At 64.8% G+C, this 23,085-nt stretch carries 16 protein-coding genes and 1 pseudogene; 6 read left to right on the plus strand and 11 right to left on the minus strand.

What is annotated here, in order from left to right; all coding sequences use genetic code 11:
- Positions 1 to 207: 207 nt before the first annotated feature.
- The 5 genes from ACCQ06_RS18245 to leuC form a co-directional block, all read right to left on the minus strand.
- Positions 208 to 1,131 carry an IS110 family RNA-guided transposase gene (locus tag ACCQ06_RS18245; protein WP_323706598.1) on the minus strand — a complete coding sequence of 308 codons (924 nt, stop codon included), beginning with the start codon at positions 1,129 to 1,131 and terminating at the stop codon, positions 208 to 210.
- Positions 1,132 to 1,857: 726 nt separating this feature from the next.
- Positions 1,858 to 2,931, minus strand: coding sequence for a 3-isopropylmalate dehydrogenase (gene leuB / locus ACCQ06_RS18250; protein ID WP_316688615.1), 1,074 nt, complete (start codon positions 2,929 to 2,931; stop codon positions 1,858 to 1,860).
- A 37-nt stretch (positions 2,932 to 2,968) separates the two neighbouring features.
- Positions 2,969 to 3,754: a class I SAM-dependent methyltransferase gene (locus ACCQ06_RS18255; RefSeq protein WP_316688618.1), complete on the minus strand. Its 786-nt coding sequence runs from the start codon at positions 3,752 to 3,754 to the stop codon at positions 2,969 to 2,971.
- Positions 3,751 to 4,398 carry a 3-isopropylmalate dehydratase small subunit gene (gene leuD, locus ACCQ06_RS18260; protein WP_316688620.1) on the minus strand — a complete coding sequence of 216 codons (648 nt, stop codon included), beginning with the start codon at positions 4,396 to 4,398 and terminating at the stop codon, positions 3,751 to 3,753. The genes ACCQ06_RS18255 and leuD overlap by 4 nt, the downstream gene beginning before the upstream one ends.
- A gap of 66 nt (positions 4,399 to 4,464) precedes the next feature.
- Positions 4,465 to 5,910, minus strand: a complete 1,446-nt coding sequence (leuC, locus tag ACCQ06_RS18265) for a 3-isopropylmalate dehydratase large subunit (protein ID WP_316688622.1) — start codon at positions 5,908 to 5,910, stop codon at positions 4,465 to 4,467.
- A gap of 122 nt (positions 5,911 to 6,032) precedes the next feature.
- Here leuC and ACCQ06_RS18270 point away from each other — a divergent pair, with 122 nt between their 5' ends.
- Positions 6,033 to 6,917: a LysR family transcriptional regulator gene (locus tag ACCQ06_RS18270; RefSeq protein WP_228325002.1), complete on the plus strand. Its 885-nt coding sequence runs from the start codon at positions 6,033 to 6,035 to the stop codon at positions 6,915 to 6,917.
- A gap of 87 nt (positions 6,918 to 7,004) precedes the next feature.
- Here the strand turns inward: ACCQ06_RS18270 and ACCQ06_RS18275 are convergent, their stop codons facing one another.
- Entirely contained in the window at positions 7,005 to 10,007 is a 3,003-nt protein-coding gene (locus ACCQ06_RS18275; RefSeq protein WP_316688625.1) for a two-component regulator propeller domain-containing protein, read from the minus strand.
- A 332-nt stretch (positions 10,008 to 10,339) separates the two neighbouring features.
- On the opposite strand from ACCQ06_RS18275, the gene ACCQ06_RS18280 reads away from it, so the two are divergent.
- The 3 genes from ACCQ06_RS18280 (at position 10,340) to ACCQ06_RS18290 (ending at position 13,181) form a co-directional block, all read left to right on the plus strand.
- Positions 10,340 to 10,993: a TetR/AcrR family transcriptional regulator gene (locus ACCQ06_RS18280; RefSeq protein WP_104615330.1), complete on the plus strand. Its 654-nt coding sequence runs from the start codon at positions 10,340 to 10,342 to the stop codon at positions 10,991 to 10,993.
- Positions 10,994 to 11,121: 128 nt separating this feature from the next.
- Entirely contained in the window at positions 11,122 to 11,778 is a 657-nt protein-coding gene (locus ACCQ06_RS18285) for a protein-L-isoaspartate O-methyltransferase family protein (RefSeq protein WP_104615420.1), read from the plus strand.
- A 20-nt stretch (positions 11,779 to 11,798) separates the two neighbouring features.
- Positions 11,799 to 13,181 (plus strand): TolC family outer membrane protein, encoded by a 1,383-nt coding sequence (locus ACCQ06_RS18290; RefSeq protein ID WP_104615331.1) that lies wholly within the window; start codon positions 11,799 to 11,801, stop codon positions 13,179 to 13,181.
- Positions 13,182 to 13,589: 408 nt separating this feature from the next.
- Here the strand turns inward: ACCQ06_RS18290 and waaA are convergent, their stop codons facing one another.
- The gene (gene waaA / locus ACCQ06_RS18295) at positions 13,590 to 14,906 is read right to left on the minus strand and encodes a lipid IV(A) 3-deoxy-D-manno-octulosonic acid transferase (RefSeq protein WP_228324999.1); all 1,317 of its coding nucleotides are present in this window, start codon (positions 14,904 to 14,906) and stop codon (positions 13,590 to 13,592) included.
- Positions 14,907 to 14,982: 76 nt separating this feature from the next.
- Between waaA and ACCQ06_RS18300 the strand changes: the two genes are divergently transcribed.
- Positions 14,983 to 15,903 carry an LpxL/LpxP family Kdo(2)-lipid IV(A) lauroyl/palmitoleoyl acyltransferase gene (locus ACCQ06_RS18300; protein ID WP_316688628.1) on the plus strand — a complete coding sequence of 307 codons (921 nt, stop codon included), beginning with the start codon at positions 14,983 to 14,985 and terminating at the stop codon, positions 15,901 to 15,903.
- A gap of 85 nt (positions 15,904 to 15,988) precedes the next feature.
- On the opposite strand, the gene ACCQ06_RS18305 is transcribed toward ACCQ06_RS18300, so the two are convergent.
- From ACCQ06_RS18305 to ACCQ06_RS18320, 4 genes are all read right to left on the minus strand, one after another.
- Entirely contained in the window at positions 15,989 to 17,323 is a 1,335-nt protein-coding gene (locus ACCQ06_RS18305; RefSeq protein WP_316688629.1) for an O-antigen ligase family protein, read from the minus strand.
- Positions 17,304 to 18,416, minus strand: a complete 1,113-nt coding sequence (locus ACCQ06_RS18310) for a glycosyltransferase (protein ID WP_316688630.1) — start codon at positions 18,414 to 18,416, stop codon at positions 17,304 to 17,306. The genes ACCQ06_RS18305 and ACCQ06_RS18310 overlap by 20 nt, the downstream gene beginning before the upstream one ends.
- A 10-nt stretch (positions 18,417 to 18,426) precedes the next feature.
- Complete coding sequence (locus ACCQ06_RS18315) at positions 18,427 to 18,624, minus strand: zinc-finger domain-containing protein (protein WP_055848389.1); 198 nt, start codon at positions 18,622 to 18,624, stop codon at positions 18,427 to 18,429.
- A gap of 104 nt (positions 18,625 to 18,728) precedes the next feature.
- On the minus strand, positions 18,729 to 18,965 hold the full coding sequence (locus ACCQ06_RS18320) for a hypothetical protein (protein ID WP_146091664.1): 237 nt from the start codon (positions 18,963 to 18,965) through the stop codon (positions 18,729 to 18,731).
- 444 nt (positions 18,966 to 19,409) lie between these two features.
- On the opposite strand from ACCQ06_RS18320, the pseudogene ACCQ06_RS18325 reads away from it, so the two are divergent.
- A pseudogene (locus ACCQ06_RS18325) lies at positions 19,410 to 22,698 on the plus strand (GH92 family glycosyl hydrolase).
- The last annotated feature ends 387 nt before the right edge of the window (positions 22,699 to 23,085 follow it).

Consider the following 23,085-nt stretch of genomic DNA (forward strand, 5'->3'; position numbering starts at 1 on the left):
TGCCGGCTTTGTACGAATGCTCCGGTTTGCTGCGGGCCCTTGCCCGCCCACCATCGCAGGACACGCCGCAAGTACGTCCATGTAGCAACTGTGTTGGTCAGGACCTCAATCCGCGACCTTTGATCAGTTTCCTTCGGGCGTGTTCATCGGTAGGTGCCGGCCGCTGGCTAGCACGCTTTTGCGTTTACTCACGGCCGCCGAGTGCGCTCAGGTGGGCTGCAGAGCGGCTCTTTGATCGCGCACGCGCGCATTGAGGATGACCAGCATCTTGCGCATCACCGCCACGAGGGCGACCTTGCCTTCCTTGCCGCGTGTGCGCAGCGATCTGTAAAAATCGCGCAGACCTGGCTCGTGCCGAGCCGAGGACATCGCCGCCATATACAGCGCCTGCCGGATATCGGCTTGGCCTCCGCCGATCCCCCGTTTACCACGCATCGCGCCGCTGTCGCGCGAGAGCGGGGCAACGCCAACCAATCGGGAGATTTGCTTTCCGCTGAGCGTCCCAAGCTCCGGTAACCGGGACACCAGCACGGCCAGCAGCACCGGACCGACCCCTTTGAGCGTCTTCAACGCGGCCAGGTGCGGTTGCTCGATGAGCAGCGTCTTCAGCTGCCCGGCGATCAGGTTGTCTAGCCGCGCCACGCTGCGCACAAGCTGGTTCACGTTGCCCTGCAGGATCTTTCGTAGCGCTTTTTCCGCAACCTGCAGCAACTGCTGCCTTGCTGCTTTCAGCAGTTCGACCAGTTGCCGACGGGCACGTACATGCTCGCCCAGATCGCGCTGCCAGGGTTCCAGTGGAACATACCGATGGAGTTCCATCTTCTCGGCCATGCAGGCCAACATGGCCGCGTCCAGCCGGTCAGTCTTGGCCAGTCCCAAACCGTTGGCCAGGTTGCGTGCCCGTTGTGCATTGACGCGCGCTACCGGCAGTGCGGCGTGATGCAAGGCATCCAGCGCTGCCAGCTCGTAGCCCCCGGTCGCCTCCAGCACCACCTGCCGCACCGACAGCGTCTTCAGCCAATCGACACGCTTCCGATGACCGCCTGCAGTGTTGGTGAACTGACGGGTTTGGCCTCGAAAAACGGCAACGTCCAGAAAGTGTTTGCACACATCGATCCCGATTCCGCTCATGGGAAATCTCCGCTAGGCTAAAAATGTCGAGAGCTCCCTCGCTTGCCCAGTCTTATCGTTTCGAGTGTCAGCTCGGGCAACTGTTCGGGCGAATCAAGGGAGAATCCGGCGTGGGTACCAAACTACATGGCGATCGCTGAGATCCAGGCTCTGACGGCAGCCCACGCCGGCTCTCGACACCTAAACTGCCAGATTCCGAACAGATAAGGCTCTGGCGCGGCATCCATGCCGCTCAAGGTCCCATGCCGGCACCCGCGCAAGCACCACCGGTTGGTATCGGTTGCGGAAAGAAATGTGAACAGTCAGATGAGCTGCACTTTTTCCAAGCGTCCATTCCTGGCGGCGTGACAGCAGATGGATGGCTTGCCGATTACATCGGCCACGGAGTCCACAGGCATCAACACGTGATTGACGCATTGCTTGCCGATCAGCAGTAGCAATGCTGGGAGCGTGGTGCCGCCTGCGGGGGCGGGACCGTGTGGCGGCATGGATGCCGCCACCGAGCCTCCAGGGATGGATTCACGGCGTGTCCCGACGCCGGATGCGGCGCCGCGCCACCGACCGACCCCGCATGACGACCAGTACTGCGCACGACATCCGCCGATTTCATGCCAGCGCCTCGCTCGAATGATGTGATCACGAATCGGTCAACCAAACGAAAGTGGCTATCGTCAGAAGAACGATAGCCACCAGTACAGCCACGACGCCTCGGGGAAGCGAGCGCTGTTACAGCGCAGCCACCACCGCATCACCCATCGCGACCGTGCCAACCTTGGTGGTGCCTTCTGACCAGATGTCGGCGGTGCGCAGGCCCTGGTCGAGCACCTTGCCGACGGCCTTCTCGATCGCATCCGCAGCGGCAGCCTGCGCGAAGGTGTAGCGCAGCATCATTGCCACCGACAGGATGGTGGCCAGCGGATTGGCGATGCCCTGCCCTGCGATATCCGGCGCCGAGCCGTGGCAGGGCTCGTACATGCCCTTGCTGTTGGCATCCAGCGAGGCAGATGGCAGCATGCCGATGGAGCCGGTGAGCATCGACGCCTGGTCGGACAGAATGTCGCCGAACATGTTGTCGGTCACGATCACATCGAACTGCTTGGGCGCGCGCACCAATTGCATGGCCGCGTTGTCCACGTACATATGCGACAACGCAATGTCCGGATAATCCTTGGCCACTTCTTCCACCACCGCGCGCCACAACTGGCTCGATGCCAACACGTTGGCCTTGTCGACCGAGCACAGCTTCTTGCTGCGTAACCGCGCCATCTCGAAGCCGGCCTTGGCGATGCGACGAATCTCGCTTTCGCTGTAAGGCAAGGTGTCGTAGGCCTGACGCTCGCCATTGTCCAGCGTGCGATTGCCGCGCGGCTGGCCAAAGTAGATGCCGCCGGTGAGCTCGCGCAGGATCAGCAGATCCAGTCCCGCAACAACTTCCGGCTTGAGCGTGGAGGCGTCGGCCAACTGCGGATACAACAGCGCCGGACGCAAGTTGGCGAACAAACCCAACTGCGAGCGGATCTTGAGCAACCCACGTTCCGGACGCAGCGATGGATCGATGCTGTCCCATTGCGGCCCACCCACTGCGCCCAGCAGCACCGCGTCGGCAGCGCGCGCGCGCTCCAGCGTTTCGTCGGCCAGCGGGCTGCCGTACTTGTCGTAGGCCGCGCCGCCCAGTTCGTCGTACACCAGGCTGAAACCCAGGCCATGTTGTGCGTCGATCCGCGTCAACACCTTGACCGCTTCGGCCATGATCTCCGGGCCGATGCCGTCGCCAGGAAGAATCAAAATCTGCTTGCTCATGCAATCCTCGTGAGTTGGCGCCGTAGCGCCCTGAAAATCAACGTGCTGCCCAGACCACCAGCACGTCGCTGCTGAAGGAGCCATCGGCTGCAATCTGAAAGTAATCGCGCACCTCGTCTACCGCCGCGTCCTGCAAGGCGCGAATGGCTACGCGCAATACCTCAGGCGTGCGCATGCGGTCGACCCAGCTCAGATAGTCCAGCTGTAGCCGTTGGCAATGATGACGCTGCACCTGCAAACCGGCATCGCCCAGCATCTGCAACCACTGCGCAACACTGTAGTCGCGCACATGACTGGTGTCGCGCAACACCTCGATGGCCTGCAGGTGCGTGTCCAGCAATGGCAACCCCGGCGCGACCACATCGATAAAGGCGGCAACGCCGCCGGGACGCAATACGCGCCGCACTTCCCGCAGCGCCTGTCCCACGTCGCTCCAGTGATGCGCCGAGTAGCGGCTGACCACTGCATCCAGGCTACCGGTCTCGAACGGCAAGCGCTCGGCAACACCTTGCACAGTGCGCACCTGCGTCAGCCCACGCTCGGCAGCGGTGGCCGCCACGATGGTGAGCATATCGGTAGACAAATCGTAGGCCACCACCTCGGCCATCAGCGGCGCCAGCTGGAAACTCACATGCCCGGCACCGCAGCCAAGGTCGAGCAATCGCCCTTCGCGATGATCCGCCAGACCTGCGCGGAGCTCGGCGAACTCGGTGCCTTGCGCATGCACCTCGCTATGCAGATACGCGTGCGCCTGCGGCCCGAACTGCGCAGCGACATGTTCGCCCAGTGCCCGCGTATCGGTGGTGTTGGCAATCGCGTTCACTGCAGTGCGCCGAACAACCACGGTTGGCGCGCGCGATGGCCTTGTTCGAAGCGGCCGATCGCATCGGCATCCTGCAAGGTCAGGCCGATGTCGTCCAGCCCGTTGAGCAGACAGTGCTTGCGGAATGCATCGATCTCGAAGGTGTACTCCACGCCATCGGGGCGGTGCACGCGTTGAGCGGCCAGATCCACGGTGAGTTGGTAGCCCTCGGTGGAAACGCATTGTTCGAACAAGGCGTCGACTTCTGCTTCGGCCAGCACGATCGGCAGCAGGCCGTTCTTGAAACTGTTGTTGAAGAAGATGTCGGCAAAGCTCGGGGCAATCACCGCACGAAACCCGTATTCGTCCAGCGCCCAAGGCGCATGTTCGCGTGAGGAGCCGCAGCCGAAATTCTTGCGTGTCAGCAACACGCTGGCGCCTTGATAGCGCGGAAAATTGAGCACGAACTCCGGGTTGATCGGCCGCTGGCTGTTATCGCGCCCAGGCTCGCCGATATCCAGATAGCGCCATTCGTCGAACAGGTTCGGACCGAAGCCGGTGCGTTTGATCGACTTGAGGAATTGCTTTGGAATGATCTGGTCGGTATCGACATTGGCGCGATCCAGCGGCGCCACCAGTCCGGTGTGTTGCGTAAAAGGAGTCATAGAAAGGCCGGGAATTGGGAGTGGGAAATAGGGAATAGGCAGAGCGAAACGGGGCGTGGCGATTCCCTATTCCCGATTCTCGATTCCCTGCAGCTCACGCACATCGACAAAATGACCGCTCACCGCTGCCGCTGCGGCCATTGCCGGGCTGACCAGGTGGGTGCGTCCGCCAGCGCCCTGGCGGCCTTCGAAATTGCGATTGGAAGTGGACGCGCAATGCTCGCCGCTGCCGAGCTTGTCCGGATTCATCGCCAGACACATCGAGCAACCCGGCTCGCGCCATTCGAAACCGGCCTCCAGAAAGATCTTGTCCAGGCCTTCGGACTCGGCCTGCGCCTTGACCAGACCCGAGCCCGGCACCACCAGTGCCTGCTTGATCGTGGACGCCACCTTGCGGCCCTTGGCCACTGCGGCGGCAGCGCGCAGGTCTTCGATGCGCGAGTTGGTGCACGAACCGATGAACACTCGGTCCAGGCGGATGTCGGTGATCGACTGATTGGCCTTCAGGCCCATGTATTTGAGCGCGCGCTCGATCGAGTCGCGCTTGGTCGGGTCGTGTTCGGCTGCCGGGTCAGGTATCTGCTGATCCACCGCCAGCACCATTTCCGGCGAGGTGCCCCAGCTCACCTGCGGCTTGATGTCTTCGGCACGCATCTCCACCACGGTGTCGAAGTGCGCCCCCGGGTCGGAGACCAGCGTCTTCCACAGTGCAACGGCGGCATCCCAGTTCGCACCCTTGGGCGCGAACGGGCGGCCTTCGACGTACGAAATCGTCTTGTCGTCCACCGCCACCATGCCCACGCGCGCACCGGCTTCGATGGACATGTTGCAGATGGTCATGCGCCCTTCCATCGACAGCGCTTCAATGGCGCTCCCGGCAAATTCCAGCGCGTGGCCGTTGCCACCGGCTGTGCCGATCTTGCCGATCACCGCCAGCACGATGTCTTTGGCAGTCACGCCGAACGGCAGCGTGCCGTCGACACGCACCTGCATGTTCTTCATCTTCTGGGCGATCAGGCACTGCGTGGCCAGCACATGCTCGACCTCGGAGGTACCGATGCCGTGCGCCAGCGCGCCGAACGCGCCATGCGTGGAGGTGTGCGAATCGCCGCAGACCACGGTCATGCCCGGCAAGGTGGCGCCCTGCTCTGGGCCGACCACATGCACGATGCCCTGGCGCGCATCGTTCATCTTAAACTCGAGGATGCCGAAGTCGTCGCAGTTCTCGTCCAGGGTCTGTACCTGCAGGCGCGAGACTTCATCGGTTATCGACTCCAGGCCCCCCTGCCGCTCGGCGCGCGTGGTCGGCACGTTGTGGTCGGGTGTGGCGATGTTGGCGTCGATGCGCCACGGCTTGCGGCCGGCCAGTCGCAGGCCTTCGAAGGCCTGCGGCGAGGTCACTTCATGCAGGATGTGGCGGTCGATATAGATCAGCGACGAACCATCGTCGCGGCGGGTGACCTCGTGCAGGTCCCACAATTTGTCGTACAGGGTCTTGGCAGTGGCAGTCATCGCGGCGATCCGATGGAGTGGCGGTTGGTGGGTGCACCACCTGGCTGCGTTCGATGCTAGGAGCTTGAATTGGATAACGCAAATTCATATTGTTTATTCAACAAATGAATTTCAGGAATGGCATGGATCTGGCAAGTCTCAGCGCGTTCGTCGCAATTGCTGACAGCGGCAGCTTTTCGGCGGCCGGCGAGGCGCTGCATCTCACCCAGCCTGCGGTGAGCAAACGCATCGCCTTGCTGGAAGGGCAATTGTCGGCACGGCTGTTCGACCGCCTGGGCCGCCAGGTGGTGCTGACCGAGGCCGGCCACGCCTTGTTGCCGCGCGCCCAACGCATCCTTGCCGAACTGGAAGACACACGTCGTGTGCTGGAGCATCTGGGCGCGTCGGTTGGCGGGCGCCTGAGCCTGGCCACCAGCCACCACGTCGGCCTGCACCGGTTGCCGGTGTTGCTGCGTCGTTTTGCCGTGCAACATCCACAGGCGGCGCTGGATATCCAGTTTCTGGATTCGGAACTGGCCTACGCGGCGGTGCTGCGCGGCGAGGTGGAGCTGGCAGTGACCACGCTGGCGCCGGACACGCGTGCACCGCTGCGTGCGCAACCGATCTGGCACGACCGCCTGCAATGCGTCGTAGCGCCCGACCACCCGCTGGCCGCATTGCGCAAGGTGACGCTGGACGATGTGGTGGCGCATCCGGCGGTGCTGCCCGACCCTGGCACGTTTACTCATCGCATCGTCGCCGGCCTGTTTGCCGAGCGCGGCCTGGTGCCGCACCTGCGCATGACCACCAACTATCTGGAGACGATCAAGATGCTGGTCTCGGTGGGGCTGGCCTGGAGCGTCCTGCCCGAACGCATGATCGATCATCAGATCGTGGCGCTGCCGCTGGCCGATGTAGCGCTGTCGCGCGAGTTGGGATGCGTCACGCACGGCGGACGCACGTTATCGCGTGCGGCGCAGGCATTTGTTGCGTTGTTGCAGGCGGATGCGGATGCGGAGACTCCCTGAGCATCACGATTGGATACAACACCCCGCGCCTGGAACGCGCGCACCTGCGTCACTGCGCCTTCTTCAACGCACCAGCGTGCCATCGCACTACCGATCGATCAATCGATCGCGCCCCTGCCGCTTGGCCTGATACAGCCGGCGGTCTGCCAACGCGAGCAGTTCACGCCGGGTCGGCGCTTCATCGCTCATCGCCATGCCCATGCTGGCGGTACACCGCACCGTGATGCCCTGCGCATCGACTTCGATTGTTGCCAGCCGTTGCCGCATGCGCTCGAACAACGCCTGCGCATGCGCGGCATCCAGCCCAGTGGCGGCCAGCAGAAACTCTTCGCCGCCATGGCGTGCAGCGAAACACTGCGCCTGATCCTGGTCGCTCAATGCCTCGCCCAGCGCGCTCAATACCGCATCGCCAACGTCGTGGCCGTACTCGTCGTTGATGTGCTTGAAGTGGTCGATATCCATCAAGGCCAGCGCCAGCGCGGCACCACCGCTACGCGCATCGTCGAACCATTGCTGCAGCACGCGCTCGGCTTCGCGCCGGTTGGGCAATGCGGTCAGCACATCGTGGCTGGCGCGGTATTCCAGCTGGCGCATCAAGGCTTCGCGCTCCTGGCTGGCCTGTTGCAGCGCGAGATTCTTGTCGCTCAGTTCGCGGGTGCGCTTGTCGATCACGGTATTGAGTTGGCGCTGGCTGCGCCGATAGCTGGCCGTGCGCCACAGATAAAACCCGTAGACCAGGCTCGCAAGCGCAAGGATGCCCAATGCGATCACTTCGCCACGGCGCCACCAGGGCGGCGCCAACGCGATGACCAGACTGGATTCCCCCAGCAGCGCGGTCTGACGCCAATCCACCGGCAGCGACATCGCCTGCACGCGGAAGCGAAAACGGCCCGGCGGCAGGTTGGTGTACACCGCCTCGGTGGCGTTGTCGGCATCCACCCAATCCGGGTCGAAGCCGTCCAGGCGATAGCGGTAACGCACCTTGTCCGGGCCACGGAAATTCAGGCCGGCATAGGTGATTGCAATGCGGCGGGTCTCCGCGCCGAGCTGGTGCGGGCCGCTCAACGGTTGCACCATGCCGTCGACCAGCAAGCGCTCGAACACGATCGGCACGCGATGGCCTTGCAAGGTGCCGACACGCGCCGGATCGATCACGCCCAGCCCGGCCGAGGTGGGAAACAACAACTGCCCGGCCTGTGTCAGCCAACCGGCCGGTGCGCTGCTGCCGTTGCCCTGATTGCTGGGCATGCCATCGCTGCGGTCCACCACTTCCACACTCAATTGTTCGCGGGTACCGGCATCGATCTGGTCGAAGTCGCTGCGCGCGATGCGGAAGACGCCGTGGTTGCTGGACAGCCACAGGTAGCCGCGGCCGTCGTCGATCACGCGGAACACCTTGTCGCGCGGTAATCCGACGCGATGGTCGTAGACGCGGAAGTGGTCGCCCTGCAGGCGCAGCAGGCCGCGATCGCTGGCGATCCAGAGATCGCCAGCGGCATCGCGCAAAAAGTCGAAGGCGTTCTGCCCGGGGAAGTCCTGTTCGCCCAGCCACGCGCGCGTGCTGCCGCCCGGCGACAGCCCGGTCATGCCGCGATCGGTGCCGATCCAGACGATGCCCTGCGTATCGCGATACAGCGCCTGCACCGAGCCGTCGGGCACGCCATCGGCGGCGCTGTAGCGGCGCGCCTTGCCATGCCGCCAGCGCACCAACCCGCCGGTGGTGCCGATCCACAGATCGTCGCCATCGGGCAACACCGCGCGCACCGACAACGACGGCAGGCCATCGCCCGCGCCGATGCGCACCAGCACCTTGCCTTGCGCATCCAGCCGCAGCACACCCTGACTATAGGTACCGGCCCAGACCCCGCCGTCGCCGGCATCGGCCAGCGACAACACCGACTGCTCCAGTACCCGGCCACCTTCGGCCGGCGACAGTGCGATGCGATTGATCTGATCGTCGCGCCAGCGGTCCAGGCCCACCGCGCTGCCCACCCACACCGTGCCATTGCCGGTCTGCAGCACGGTGCGTACGTAATCGGAGGCAAGGCCGTCCTCATGGGTCACGCCGTGCGCGGCGCCTTCGGCAATCCGAAACAAGCCGTGCGTGCTGCCGACCCAGATCAGGCCTTCGGCATCTTCCAGCAGTGCCGGGCTGGCGACGCCGGTGATCGAAATCTGCTCGTCCGGCACACCCGCGCCGCTGTGCACCACCAAGGTGCCGCTGGGCATGCTCATCCACAGATGCCCGCGCCGATCCAGCAGCAGAGCATCCACCCGCTGCCCCTGGCGAAACCGCTGCAGCCCGCCGCCGCGACTCCACCACCACACACCGTCATCGCCGGCGACCAGCAAGCCGCCCTGACGATCGCTGGCAAGCCGGCGCACCGGCACCGCCTGCATGCCATGCGTCTTGCCCCATGCCTCGGCAGTAGAGCCATTGCGAGGCAGGCGATACAAGCCAACCTCGGTGCCCACCCACAGATCGCCATTGTCGTCGGCCGACAACGCGGTGATGCGCGCGCGCGGCAGGTCGGCCTGGCGCCCTACGTCGACCAGGCGCCCATCGGCTTCGAGCCGATACAGCGTCTGCGGCGTGCCCACCCATAAGGCACCGTCGACACGACGCAGCAAGGCGCTGACCGCCAGATGGCGCGCCGTCGCGTCGCCCAGTTGCTGCCAGTGCCCGTCCTGATAGTGGTAGACCCCGTCGAACGCGGTGCCGAACAACATGCCGCCGGTGCTGTCGCGCACCACCACGAACACACCGCCCAATTCGGCGCCCGGCGTGTTCTGGCGGTCGTACACGGTGAAATCGCGGCCGTTGAAGCGCGCCACGCCCTCCCAGGTGCCCAACCAGATCAGCCCGTCTTCGCCCTGGGCCACGGCGTGCACCAGGTTATGCGGCAGGCCGTCGTCCATGTTCCAGCGCGTGACGGTGTGATATGCAGTGTGATCGAGCGCCTGCGCGCCAGCCGCGGGCGTGCCCAAGACCCAGCAGCACAGCCCAAACCACAGCCACACAAGGGCCGCCCGCAGCACACGTGCACTGCGAACGCAGCGTGCATGCGCTTGCGCCCCGACCCTGTCCACGTTCTCCGTCCCCTCGTCCGTGCCGTTGACCATGCGTGCCGGTATGTATCGGCAGGCCTGCGGCAATCTATCACCGGGGTTTTCAGGCCGCCCTAGGTGGATTCCCCACAGCTGCCGGGCCAACCATGACACCGGGAGCATTCAACTGAAACAATGAACGGCCATCATCATCGACATGGCGTTGGGGCATTGCGCCATCGGTGTCGTCGCTTCGCTGCGGCGTAGCCCGTTGCCTCGGTTGCGCCCAGGCTCGACCAGCGAAAGCACCGGCGCACTGATGCGTTCAGGCCGTCGAGTATAAATATAGAACCCGATGGTCTAGTATTGGCCGTATGTCCAGCTCGCCCTCCCTCAAGTCCAAGGCCAAGAGCAACGGCCCCGGGCGTCCCAAGGATCTTGGGAAACGTGCCGCCATCCTGGGTGCTGCCCGCGCGCTCTTTATGGAGCAAGGCTATGCCGGAGTCAGCATGGATGGCATTGCCGCCAAGGCCGGCGTCTCCAAGCTCACCGTCTACAGCCACTTTGGCGACAAAGAGAGCCTGTTTTCCGAGGCGATCCGCGCGCAATGTCAGCAGATGATGCCGGACGACCTGTTCGATCACGCCCCCGAGGGCGCGCTGCGCGACCAGTTGATCGAAATCGCGCACGCGTTCTTTGCCATGGTCAGCACCGAATCGGCCATTTCCACCCACCGCATGATGATGGCGCCCGGCACCGGCGATGTGCATGTGCGCGAAATGTTCTGGGAAGCCGGCCCCAAGCGGACCCAACTGGCATTGGCGGATTTTTTGTCGGCGCGCGTGGCCGACGGCCAGCTCGACATCGCCGATCTGGCACGCGCCGCCTCGCAATTCTTCTGCCTGCTCAAGGGCGAACTGTATGCTCTGATGATGTGCGGCCTGCACGGCCAGCCCACCCGCGCGCAGGTGGATGAGCACATTCAATCCAGCGTGGACTTCTTTTTGAGGGCGTATGTGCCCCGTTGATCGCCCCCGGCCTTTGGTGGCGATGACTTCCGGCACTGCGCCAGCGGCCGGCACGCAGCGATGCTAGATGCGCCAGTTGCCCCGTGCACCGGTAAAATGTTCGCCCCACCGCGTTGGATAACCGCACCATGACGATCGATTTCACCCAGGCCCGCGAAAAGATGGTCGAACAGCAGATCCGGCCGTGGGACGTGCTGGACCTGCGCGTGCTCGACGTGCTGGCGCGCCTGCCGCGCGAAGCCTTCGTGCCGGACGCCTACAAGACTCTGGCCTATGTCGACGTGGAAATTCCGCTGTCGGCCGGCGACAAGATGATGAAGCCGGTGGTCGAAGGCCGCATGTTGCAGGCGCTGGATCTGCAGCCGGGCGAAGACGTGCTGGAAATCGGCACCGGCACCGGGTTTTCCACCGCCTGCCTGGCCGCACTCGCGCGCGAAGTGGTCAGCCTGGAGATCGACCCGGTACTGGCCGCCGCCGCGCACGCCAACCTGGATGCAACCGGTCTGGGCAGCAATGTCCGTATCGAAACTGCCGACGTGTTCGGCTGGCAGAGCGAGCGTCGCTTCGATGCCATCTGCGTGACCGGCGCGGTCGATACGCTGCCGACCCAGTGGCTGCAGTGGTTGCGCCCGAACGGCCGGCTGTTTGTGGTGCGCGGTCACGCACCGGTGATGGAAGCGGTCCTGGTACGTGGCGACGTCAACGCCCCGCGCATCGAATCGTTGTTCGAAACCGACCTCGCCTATCTCCAGGGCGCCGCACCGACGCCCCGATTCCAATTCTGATTCCCAAGGAAGCTTCCCCGATGATCCGCCGATCCCTCGCCCTGGCCCTGGCCGCCGCCCTGTCACCGATGGCCGCGCACGCCACCGACCTGCTGCAGGTCTACGAAATGGCCCGCAACGGCGACCCGCAGCTGGCCGTGGCCGAGTCCACGCGGCTGGTGAATCGGGAGGGACAGGTGCAGGCGCGTGCGGCGTTGTTGCCGCAGCTGGACGGCTCGGCCGGTTTCACCCAATCGCATCGCGAATTGGAAGGCGTCCCAGGTCGCTCCACGACCAAACAACGCCAGTACGCGATCCAGGGTAGCCAGACCATTTTCAACTGGGCGCAGTTCGCCAATGTTCGTGCGCAACGCGACGTCGCCAAGGCGGCAGATTTCACCCTGGAATCGGCGAACAACGACCTGATCACGCGCACTTCAGCTGCATACTTCCAGGTCTTGGTGGGCATCGAGTCTCTGGCCGCAGCAGAAACCAATGAAGCAGCCGCCAAGAAGCAGTTCGACTACGCCGACAAGCGTCTGGAAGTGGGCCTAGCACCGATCACCGACGTACACGAGGCACGTGCCCAGTACGACCAAGCGCGTGCCGACACCATCAACGCACGTAATACCTTGAAGGATTACTATCAGGCATTGACCGAACTCACCGGTCAACCGGTGGTCGGCCTGCGCGCACTGCCGGAAGACTTCCGCCCGGAAGTCCCGGCGGCTTACAGCAATGTCGATCAGCTGGTGTCCACCGCCATCGCCGACAACCCGGCGTTGAAGGCGCAGCAGCTGCAGGTCAGTGCAGCCGAGGCACAGGTCAATGCCGCGCGTGCTGGCCATTACCCGACGCTCAATCTGTCAGGCAGCATGGGCCGCACCAATAGCTGGGGCGGAGGCAGCGAAATCGATACGACGGCAGGAAACTTCACGACCGACAATCGCAATATCGACACTGATTCGATCGGCATCACCTTGTCGATCCCGATCTTCGCTGGCGGCGCAACGCAGTCGGCCGTGCGTCAGGCGCTATCGCGTCGCGATATCCAGCAGGACACCTACGAGCAGCAGAAGCGCGCGTTGGACCGCAATACGCGCAATGCCTATCAGACCGTGGTGGCCGGTATCAGCGAAGTAGAAGCGCGTCGGCTTGCAGTGGTTTCCGCGCAGGCCGCCTACGATGCCTCGCAGGTTGGCCTGGAAGTCGGTACGCGGACCGTGCTGGACGTGGTGCAGAACCAGCGCACCTTGTTCCAGGCGCAGTTGAACTACGCGCAGTCGCGCTACACCTTCCTGCAGAATCGCCTGCTGCTCGGCCAGGCCATCGGCAAGCTCGACATCACCGACCTGCAGGATGTGAATCGCCTGCTGTCGCAGGATGCCGAAGCCAAGCTGCAGGGCAGCGGCTCGCTGCAGTAATGGGAGCGGATAGGTCACTAAAAAGGCGGGCGAAGGCCCGCCTTTTTCATGTCAGATGCAAGCGCGTACCTGGCTGCGTGCCATACCTGCGATGACTGCCGCATCAGCGGATGATCTGCCGCTTGGATGGAGGGCCCTTGCCCGCCCACCGTCGCGGGACCGTGCGCGGCATAGATGCCGCGTAAACGCCTACACGGGCGTACTTGCGGCGTGTCCCGGAAGTGGTGAGGGCACCGTGCCCTCGACCAATGCGGCTTGAGACTCTCCAGATGACGCCAAACAGCGGCTAACGAAACGACCGCGCGATCGCCACGTTTGATTGGTCGCTCCAAGACCGCTTAATGACGTGACTTGGAATGCCTGCAATAGGTTCTCTGCAATGATGCAGCACGCGCGCGGTGAGATCTTTCAAGACGCCACACCATCCCCAACCACCGGCGGCAAATCAGGCGCGATCTGCACCAGCGTGCGAGCGACCGCGCCCTTGCCGTTGGCGACCAGCGCCAACCCTGCGGTAGCCATCGCCTCACGCTGGGCTGGTTCGCCGAGCAGACGCGCAAGATTGTGATACACGCTGTCGGCATCTTCGCAGATGGTCACCGCATCGGCCTCGCGCATGCGTCGCGAGATTTCCGAAAAATTATGCAGATGCGGGCCGGTGACCGCAGGTGTACCGACTGCCGCAGGTTCGAGCAGATTGTGCCCGCCGATCGGCTGCAGGCTACCGCCGACGAAAGCGACCTGCGCGCATGCATAAAAACTCATCAGCTCGCCCAAGGTATCGATGACGAAGACCGTATCGCGCGCCTGTGGCCACTGCTGTGCCTTGCGTGTGCCCACGCGCCAGCCACGCTCGCGTGCCAACGCCTCGACCTTTGGAAAGCGCTCGGGATGGCGTGGTGCCCACAGCAGCAGCAGATCGGGAAACCGGGTCAGCAACTGCGCATGGATCTCGGCCACCGCCGCTTCTTCGCCTTCATGCGTGCTGGCGGCAATCCATACCGGCCGGGTTGCCGGCACATGGGTGCGGAACTGCGCGACCAGGGCGTGCAATTGGTCGGGCGCGGCGATATCGAATTTGAGATTGCCCAGCGCCACCACCTGGTCTGGACGCGCGCCAAGGGTGATGAAGCGCTCCGCATCGTCCTGCGACTGCGCCGCCACGCAGGTCACCGTGCGCAGTGCGCGGCTGATCAATGGCGCCAGCACGCGGTAGCCGCGTAGCGAACGCGCCGACAAGCGTGCGTTGAGGATGTACAGCGGAATCTGGCGGTCGCGGCAGCCGAACAACATGTTCGGCCATAGCTCGGTTTCCAGGATCAACGCCAGGCGCGGGCGAAAATGCTCCAGAAACCGACCCACGCTGCCGGGCACGTCGTACGGCAGATACACATGGTCGACCGCATCGCCCCACACCGCGCGTACGCGCTCGGAACCGGTGGGCGTGATGGTAGTGATGACCCAGCGGATATCCGGGCGTTGCGCACGCAAGGCGTTGACCAGCGGCGCGGCGGCATTGACCTCGCCCACCGACACCGCATGCACCCACACCCGTGGGCGGCCGCAGGCATGCGTGTACGACGCATAGCGCTCGTTCCAGCGGTTGAAGTATTCGCGCACGCGGAAACCGCGCCACACCAGGTGGTACACCGTGACCGGCAACAACAGGTAGAGCAGCGCCGAGTACAGCCCGCGCAACAGCCATTCGATCGGGTCTTTCCGCATGCGTGCAGGATACGGGAGCGCCTGCACGTGCGCATGTGCACGCTGCCCGATGCGCACGATCCCTTAGAATTGGTGCATGTCCGAGTCCGCCAACGTCGCCGTCCACCCCTCCCTGCGCAACCCAAAGCATTGGCCCATGTACCTGGGCCTTGCGGTGATGGTACTGGCCGGGCGCCTGCCCTGGACGCTGCAACGCGCGGTGGGCCGTGGCGTGGGCTGGATCGCGATGCGCGTGGCGGGCACGCGTCGGCGCGCTGCCGAGGTCAACCTCAAACTGTGCTTTCCCGAGCAGGACGATGCGTGGCGAGCGCGACTGCTGCGCGATAGTTTCGACGCGCTGGGCGTGGGCCTGTTCGAATTCGCGCGTGCGTGGTGGGGCAGCATCGACGCCATTCGCCCAGGCGTGCAGATCGAAGGACTGGAGCATCTGCAGCAGCTGCAGGAACAAAAGCGCGGCGTGCTGCTGGTGTCCGGCCACTTCATGACGCTGGAAATGTGCGGGCGGCTACTGTGCGACCACATACCGCTGGCCGGCATGTACCGCAAGCACCGAAACCCGGTGTTCGAATGGGCGGTCAAGCGCGGCCGCTTGCGCTATGCCACGCACATGTTCGCCAACGAGGATCTGCGCGCCACCATCAAGCACCTCAAGCGCGGCGGTTTTCTGTGGTATGCGCCGGACCAGGACATGCGCGGCAAGGACACCGTGTTCGTGCCATTTTTCGGGCACCCGGCCTCCACCATCACAGCCACCCATCAGCTGGCACGGCTGACCGGTTGCGCGGTGGTGCCGTATTTCCATCGCCGCGAAGGCGGCCGCTACATCCTCAAGATCGCGCCTCCGCTGGCAGGCATTCCGTCGGAGGATGTGATCGCCGATACCACGCAGGTCAATGCGGCGATCGAGGACATGGTGCGCGAAGCGCCGGATCAATACCTGTGGATCCATCGCCGCTTCAAGCGTCAGCCAGGTGGACGCAGCGCGTTCTATCAGTGAGCTGTCGCCGCAGGTGGCGCGCCGATGATGGCGCGTGGCGCACAGGTTTCCCCTGCCCGACACCCGCGATCACGGTGCAAGCGGCTCAGTCCAGCGGCGGCTGATCCGCGTCGTCGTTGAGCAACGCGCCGGCATACAACCCGGCCAGCATCAGACTCAAGCCGCCCCAGAAGCTGGAATAGAACGCCAGATGGGTATTAAGCGGGAAGACGGTGGCCACCAGCGCGATCATCGCCGGCCGCGCCTGCTCGCGCGCGGCAACACTTGAATAGCGCCACGCGCGCCACGCCTGCGCCGCACCGGCCAGCCATAGCAGCAAGCCGATCACACCGGTTTCGGCCAGGATTTCCAGCACGATCTGATGCGCGTGGAAGGCCGGGCCATCGCCCCAGGCCGGCACCTGTGCAGGGGCCGGATTGCAGGCTGGATATGCCTGTCGAAACCCGCGCGCGCCCACCCCATTGAGCGGATGCGCACGGATCATGCACAGCGCTGCGCCCCAGATCTGGCCGCGCCCGGACAAGGCCTGGTCCACGCCCTGTTCGCCATTGCCAAATGCCAGGGTGGTGCGCTGGATACGCTCACGCGCCTGCGGTGCCACCGCCACCACGCCACCAGCCAGCAGCACGCCAGCCACCGCCACCACCAGCAGGCGCCGGCCACCCAGCAGTTGCCAGCCGGACAGCAGCACGATGACGCCGTAAGTGATCCACGAGGCGCGCGACCCCGCCAACACCAGCACCACGCCGACCGCCGCCGCCGCGCCCGCCCAGGCCCAGACGTTGCGCCGCCCCAGTGCCAGCAACAGAAAGGGCGACAGGCTGGCCAGGGTCTGCCCGAACTTGAGATTGCACGGCCCCAGCACGCCGCTGAGGCGATCGGCCAGCGCCAGCTCCTGCGGCGTGCACAGCCCGTGGCCGCTGATCAGCTGCTTGAGTTGATCCAGCGCGAAGAACAAGGGGCTGCTGCCGATGGAGGCCTGCAATAGCGCGTCCAGCGTCCACACCCCGCCGATCACCGCCAGGCCGTTGAAGGTGCGGCGTCGCCGCTGCGCATTGGCAACCGCAATCGCGCACAGCCACATGAAAGGCAGATAGCGCAGGTCGGTGGCCGACTTGCGCAGCGCGCGACCGACATCCATCGCATCGAACGCGGACAGCATCTGCGGCAGCCAGTACGCAAAGAACAACACGCTGGTCAGCGCCCAGGCCGCGCCACTGAGCAGGCGTGTGCCACCGCGAAAACGTGCGTGCAGCAAGCGGTACGCCGCGAACAACGCGCCCAGCGACAGCACGGTTTCGGCCAAGCCGGGCGTGGGCCACAGCGCGACAAACAGGAGTACCCATAGCGGCGCCCAGCGCCCGGCATCGGGCGTCAATGCGGGCGCGCTTATTGGAGCGTCAGCGGCGGAGTTCGTCATAGACCTTCAAGGTGGCCGATTGCATGGCCTGCAACGTATAGGGGAGAACCGCCGGCGGTGTGGGCGGGTGCTGCAGAAGCTGCAGTGCCTGAGCGCACAGCGCATCGGCATCGAAGGCCGGCACCGCGCCGTCGGGCTGCAGCTCGGCAAGCAATTCGCCAGCGCCGCCATGCTGCCAGCCCAGGACCGGCCGGCCCACCGACAAAGCCTCGACCACGGTACGGCCGAAGGCTTCGGGCTTGCGCGACAGCTGCAGCACCAGATCGCTGGCGGCATAGGCATCGGCAATGCGCGTGGTGGGCTCGGTGAAGGCGACCGCCTCGGCCACCCCCAACCGCGCTGCTTCGGCTTCCAGCTCGCGCACATACGCCTCGCGTCCGGGTTCGCGCGCACCCGGCAGCCACAGCCAGGCCGGCACGCCGGCGGCGCGCACATCGGCCAGCAGTTGCAGACCATCGGCATGGCCCTTCAGGCGCGTGCCGCGCCCCGGCAGCAGCAACAGTGGTGCGTCGGACGGCAGCCCAGGCAACAGGGTCTGCGCCCAGCTGCGGGCACGCCGACCCGGTCGCAAGCGGCGCGGAAACTGCGCGATGTCGACGCCACGCGGAATCGTGCGCAGATGCGCCGGATCGGTCTGCGGATAGTGCGTGCAGACATAGTCGCGCACGGTCTGCGAGACGCAGATGACGCGTTCGCCATAGGTCATGACCGCGCTGTAGCGGCTTGGCGAATTGAGCCCATGCACGGTGGTGACCAAGCGCGGGCGTGTGGCTGCGGGCATCCCGCGCAGCGCGTACCACCCCAGCCAGGCCGGCAGCCGCGAACGCGCGTGTACGATGTCGGCATCGAGTTCGGTAAACAGACGGCGCAGGCCGACCACGTGACGCAGGGTCAGCAGCGACTTGCGGCCGATATCCAGGGTGAGGTGTTCACCGCCGGCTTCCAGCAACTGCGGGACCAGGCGCCCGCCAGCCGATACGACCACGGCGCGATGGCCGGCGCGCACCAGCGCAGCAGTCACTTCCAGGGTGGAGCGTTCCACGCCGCCGGACTGCAGCGCCGGCAGCAATTGCACCACGGTCAGGCGGTGCATGCAGCCAGGATCAGTCGGCGAGTACGAACAGCGAGCCGCAATACGGGCACTTGGCTTCGCCGTTGGGTTCGTCTTCGATCGGCAGATACACGCGCGGATGCGAGTTCCACAGCGCCATCTGCGGCGTCGGGCAGCTCAGCGGCAGGTCTGCCCGCTGCACGGTGTAACGCTTTTCGGCATTGGCGGGCGCGGTGGCGGTCTGGCTCATGGCGTACATCGCAGGCGGGGGGGAACGGGCAGCATTCTAGCAGCGCTAGACGTTGCAAGAGCGGCTGCGGCGCCGATTGATGCCGCAGCCCGCCGCTTGGCGCCTCACTCCTGCCGCTTGCCGAAGTTCGGCTTGATCGGATCGGCAGGCATGCCGGTGGACTGCGCTTGCCTGGTGGGATCGCAGCGTGCGTCGCGCTGGCTGCGCGCACCCGTTGCGCCGGCCGGCGCCACTGGGCCATCGTCGTTGCCCACCAGACAATCGGCAGGCGGAGACGAGGCGCCCGCCGTCTGCCAATCGTCACTCGCGCAGCCCGACAGCAGCATGCTGGCCGCTATCACGGCGCTCCTGAACCCCATCGACCACGTCATTGTGCCAGCTCCGTTTCAATCACCTTCTTGATCGTCGACGCCTGGATCGTCATACAAAATCCGACCGTGACCACTGCAGACATATCACACCGGAGCCCTGTCCGACAGCGACGCGTGCGGAAGGAATTCCTGCAGGACGCGGCCTTGCTCAAGCGCACCCGAAGGCAGCGCACCCGATGGCAGCGAGGCGTGCAGGGATCTGGCCCCGCTCGCTTGCCTGTCCGGGCATCTTTGACCAGCATCGGGGCGCGGTGTCTTCGGTGATGGCGCGAGCGCCGCAGTTGACCATGCATCCATCCCGCTTCCGCCGCACCCGCCCGTCGCGGCACTCTCGTTCAGGACCCGCCTAACGTGATTCGATCCGTCATTGCACACGCCAGCCTGCTCGCATCGCTCTTCGTTTTGACGCCGCTGATGGCCCAGGCAGACACGCCACCCGCGTTCTTCACCTCGTTTGAGCGCGGAGAACCTGCGCCGGCCACGGATGCGACACAGCGCCTCAGCGTGACTGTCGGCACCGGCCCCAACGCCCCCTTCGCCGCCAAGCCAGATGCGGGCTACAGCGGCGCCCATGCCTTGCGCTACAGCCTTGCCGGCGCACACCACCGCATCCGTCTGTTCAGCACCGACATCGCGGTCGATACGGACACCACGCTGTCGTGGATGGTGCTTCCCGAAAGCGTCGGCAACGATCATGTTGCCTCGACCTATGTGTCGCTGGATCTGGTCTTCGACGATGGCACGCGGTTGTCGGCGAGCCAGGCGCACGACCAGCATGGCGTGGCGACGGGCGCGCGTGTGCAAGGGCAGTCGAAGACCTTGTACCCGCAGCAGTGGTCACGCAAGGAAGTGCGACTGGGTGAGGTGGCCGGCCTGCGCGGGCGTCGTGTGCGTGCGATCGAGCTGGAGCTCGCACCGCCCGCGGGCGCACCAGCGGCCGGCTGGATCGACGACATCGCGCTGGGCGAAGTGCCGCTGCCGACGCCGGCACGCCCCTCGGATTGGATATTGACCACGCGGGGTACGCAGTCCAACGGCACGTTTTCGCGCGGCAACAATTTCCCCGCCACGGCAGTGCCGCATGGATTCAACTTCTGGACGCCGGTAACCGATGCGGGAACGCTGGACCTGGCTGTACCGCTGGAACGAGCAGAACGATGCCGACAACCGGCCACGCCTGCAGGCACTGGCGCTGAGTCATCAACCCAGTCCGTGGATGGGCGACCGGCAGACCTTTCAAGTCATGCCCTCGCTCGGCGCGGGCGTGCCCGAAGCCGATCGCGGCAAGCGTGCACTGGCGTTTTCGCATGCCAATGAAGTGGCGCGCCCGTACCGCTACGCAGTGCAGTTCGACAATGGCCTGCACGCCGAGATCGCACCGACCGACCACGCCGCGCTGTTCCGCTTTCGTTTCCCGGATCACGGCGATGCCAATCTGCTGTTCGACAATGTGGATGCGCGTGGCGGGCTGCGTCTGGATGCCGCGACGCAGACGCTGTCCGGTTACACCGATGTGCGCAGCGGGCTGTCGACCGGTGCGACACGCATGTATGTATATGCGAGCTTCGATCGGCCGTGGAAAGCCAGCGGCCGCATCGATACCGGGCGACCCACCGGCTGGATCAAGTTCGATGCAGGCGATGCGCGCCAGGTGCAGATGCGCATCGCCACCTCGTTGATCTCGCTGGAACAGGCCAGACACAACCTGGCATTGGAAATCGCACCGCACGCGTCGTTCGAGCAGATCGCCGCGCAGGCGCAGGAGGCGTGGGATGCGTTGCTGGGGCGGTTCGATGTGCCCGATGCGACGGCCGACCAGAAAACCACGCTGTATTCCAATCTCTATCGGCTGCATCTGTACCCGAACTCCGCGCATGAAAACGCAGGGAATGCAGACGCACCCGACTGGCGTTACGCAAGCCAGAACAGCTGGTCGGACGACAACATCGACGGTAGCGCGGTGCGCAGTTTTGCGCCGATCCGCGATGGCCGGGTCTACGTCAACAATGGACTGTGGGACACCTTTCGCACCGCGTGGCCGGCGTATGCGCTGTTTGCGCCCGACGCTGCCGGAACCTTTGTGCAGGGCTTTATCGAGCAAGCGCGTGCGGGGGGATGGATTGCGCGTTGGTCTTCGCCGGGCTACGCCGACCTGATGGTCGGTACCAGTTCGGACGTGGCGTTTGCCGATGCCTGGCTCAAGGGCGTGCAGGGCTTCGACCCGGCAGAGGCGTACGCCGCTGCGCTCAAGAACGCCACCGTGGTGGCGCCGGATCGTCACGTAGGCCGCAAGGGCACGGCGCGTTCAACCTTCCGCGGCTACGCCGATACCGACACGCACGAAGGCATGTCGTGGTCGATGGAAGGCGCGCTCAACGACTTCGGCATCGCCAACATGGCCGATGCATTAGCGAGGCAGGCGACCAACGCGAACGTGCGCGAGCGCTATGCGACCGAGGCGATGTATTTCCGCCAGCGTGCAGCCGGGTATTCGGCGTTGTTCGATCCGGCAATCGGTTTTTTTCAGGGGCGAAACGCGGATGGACGCTGGCGTGTGGATAAGGCGCACTACGACCCGCGCGTCTGGGGCAACGACTACACCGAATCCAGCGGCTGGACGTTCGCGTTCACCGCGCCGCACGATGGCGAAGGGTTGGCCTCGCTCTATGGCGGGCGCGCCGCATTGGCGGCAAAACTGGATACTTTCTTTGCCACCCCGGAAACCGCCGAGGAAAAATTTGCCGGCTCTTACGGAGACACCATCCACGAAATGACCGAGGCGCGCGACGTGCGCCTGGGCATGTATGCGCACAGCAACCAGACCGCACACCATATCCCGTGGATGTATCTGTATGCCGGGCAGCCATGGAAAACGCAACGCATCACACGCGACATCCTTGCCCGCCTGTATCTGGGCAGCGAGATCGGCCAGGGCTATGCCGGCGATGAAGACAACGGCGAGATGTCGGCGTGGTATCTGTTCGCAGCGCTGGGGCTGTACCCGTTGCGCATGGGCGCACCGGAGTACGTGATCGGCTCGCCGTTGTTCAAGCATGCGCAGGTGCGCTTGCCCGATGGCGGTACGCTGGTCGTCAATGCGCCGCAGAACTCGCCGCAAAATGTGTATGTGCAATCGCTCACTCTCAACGGCAAGCCGTGGCACAAGACCTGGTTGGCGCATGCGGACATCGCCCACGGCGCGACGCTGGAGTTCGTGATGGGCCCCACGCCATCGCGCTGGGGGAGCGGGCCGAACGATGTGCCGCCGTCATTGACGCCAGCGGGGCAGCGCCCTGCTCCGCTACACGATCTGCTGGGTGCCACCGCACGCATTGCGTTGGACGATGGCCGCGATATCGCGGCGCTGCATGATGACGATGCAGGCACGGTCAGTGCGCTATCGGCCGTGTCGACGTTGACGCTGAGTGGGCTGGAAGCTGGCACGGCGACGCTGTACACCTTGACCAATGGCAGTGCGGCGATTGCTGCAGCTGGCTGGACGTTGGAAGCACGCACAGCAGGTGGTGCGTGGCGCGTGGTCGATCAGCGCAGCGACGAGCGCTTTCAGTGGCCGTTACAGACGCGCCCGTTTCGGATTGCGACGCCTGGCGCGTATGCGCAGTATCGGCTGCGGCTGGCGCTGCCCGCGCGTGCGCAGCTGGCGGAAATCGAGGTGTTGGGTGCTGCGCCGGATGCGCGGTGAGAGGGGATGCTTGCTGGCGTGATCGTTTTTGAGTGATGCGGGATCGCTAGCGTTGTTGCTTGCGTCGTTGATCAGCGTTTCAGTGGGTTGCAACGCTGATTCGCTGCTGAGGGTGGATCGTCCCCTCACCCCAACCCCTCTCCCGAGGGGAGAGGGGCTTTCAGGCAGTGACTGCGCACTGGGTGCTGAGCGGCTCGATGCCTTGTAGCAACAAGGTTCTCGACAGGGTTCCGTCGTTACCCTGTCGACCGAGCGCTTGCCACTTCGGATCAACTGCTCTTTGTCGGCTGACTGCTACCACTTCGGATCAACGGCTCCTTGTCGGCTGACTGCTGGCACTTCAGATCAACTGCCCCTTTTCGGCCGACTGTTGGCACGTCGCTCAGC

The organism is Xanthomonas sp. NCPPB 4467 (assembly GCF_041475665.2).
Lineage (GTDB): Bacteria > Pseudomonadota > Gammaproteobacteria > Xanthomonadales > Xanthomonadaceae > Xanthomonas > Xanthomonas dyei.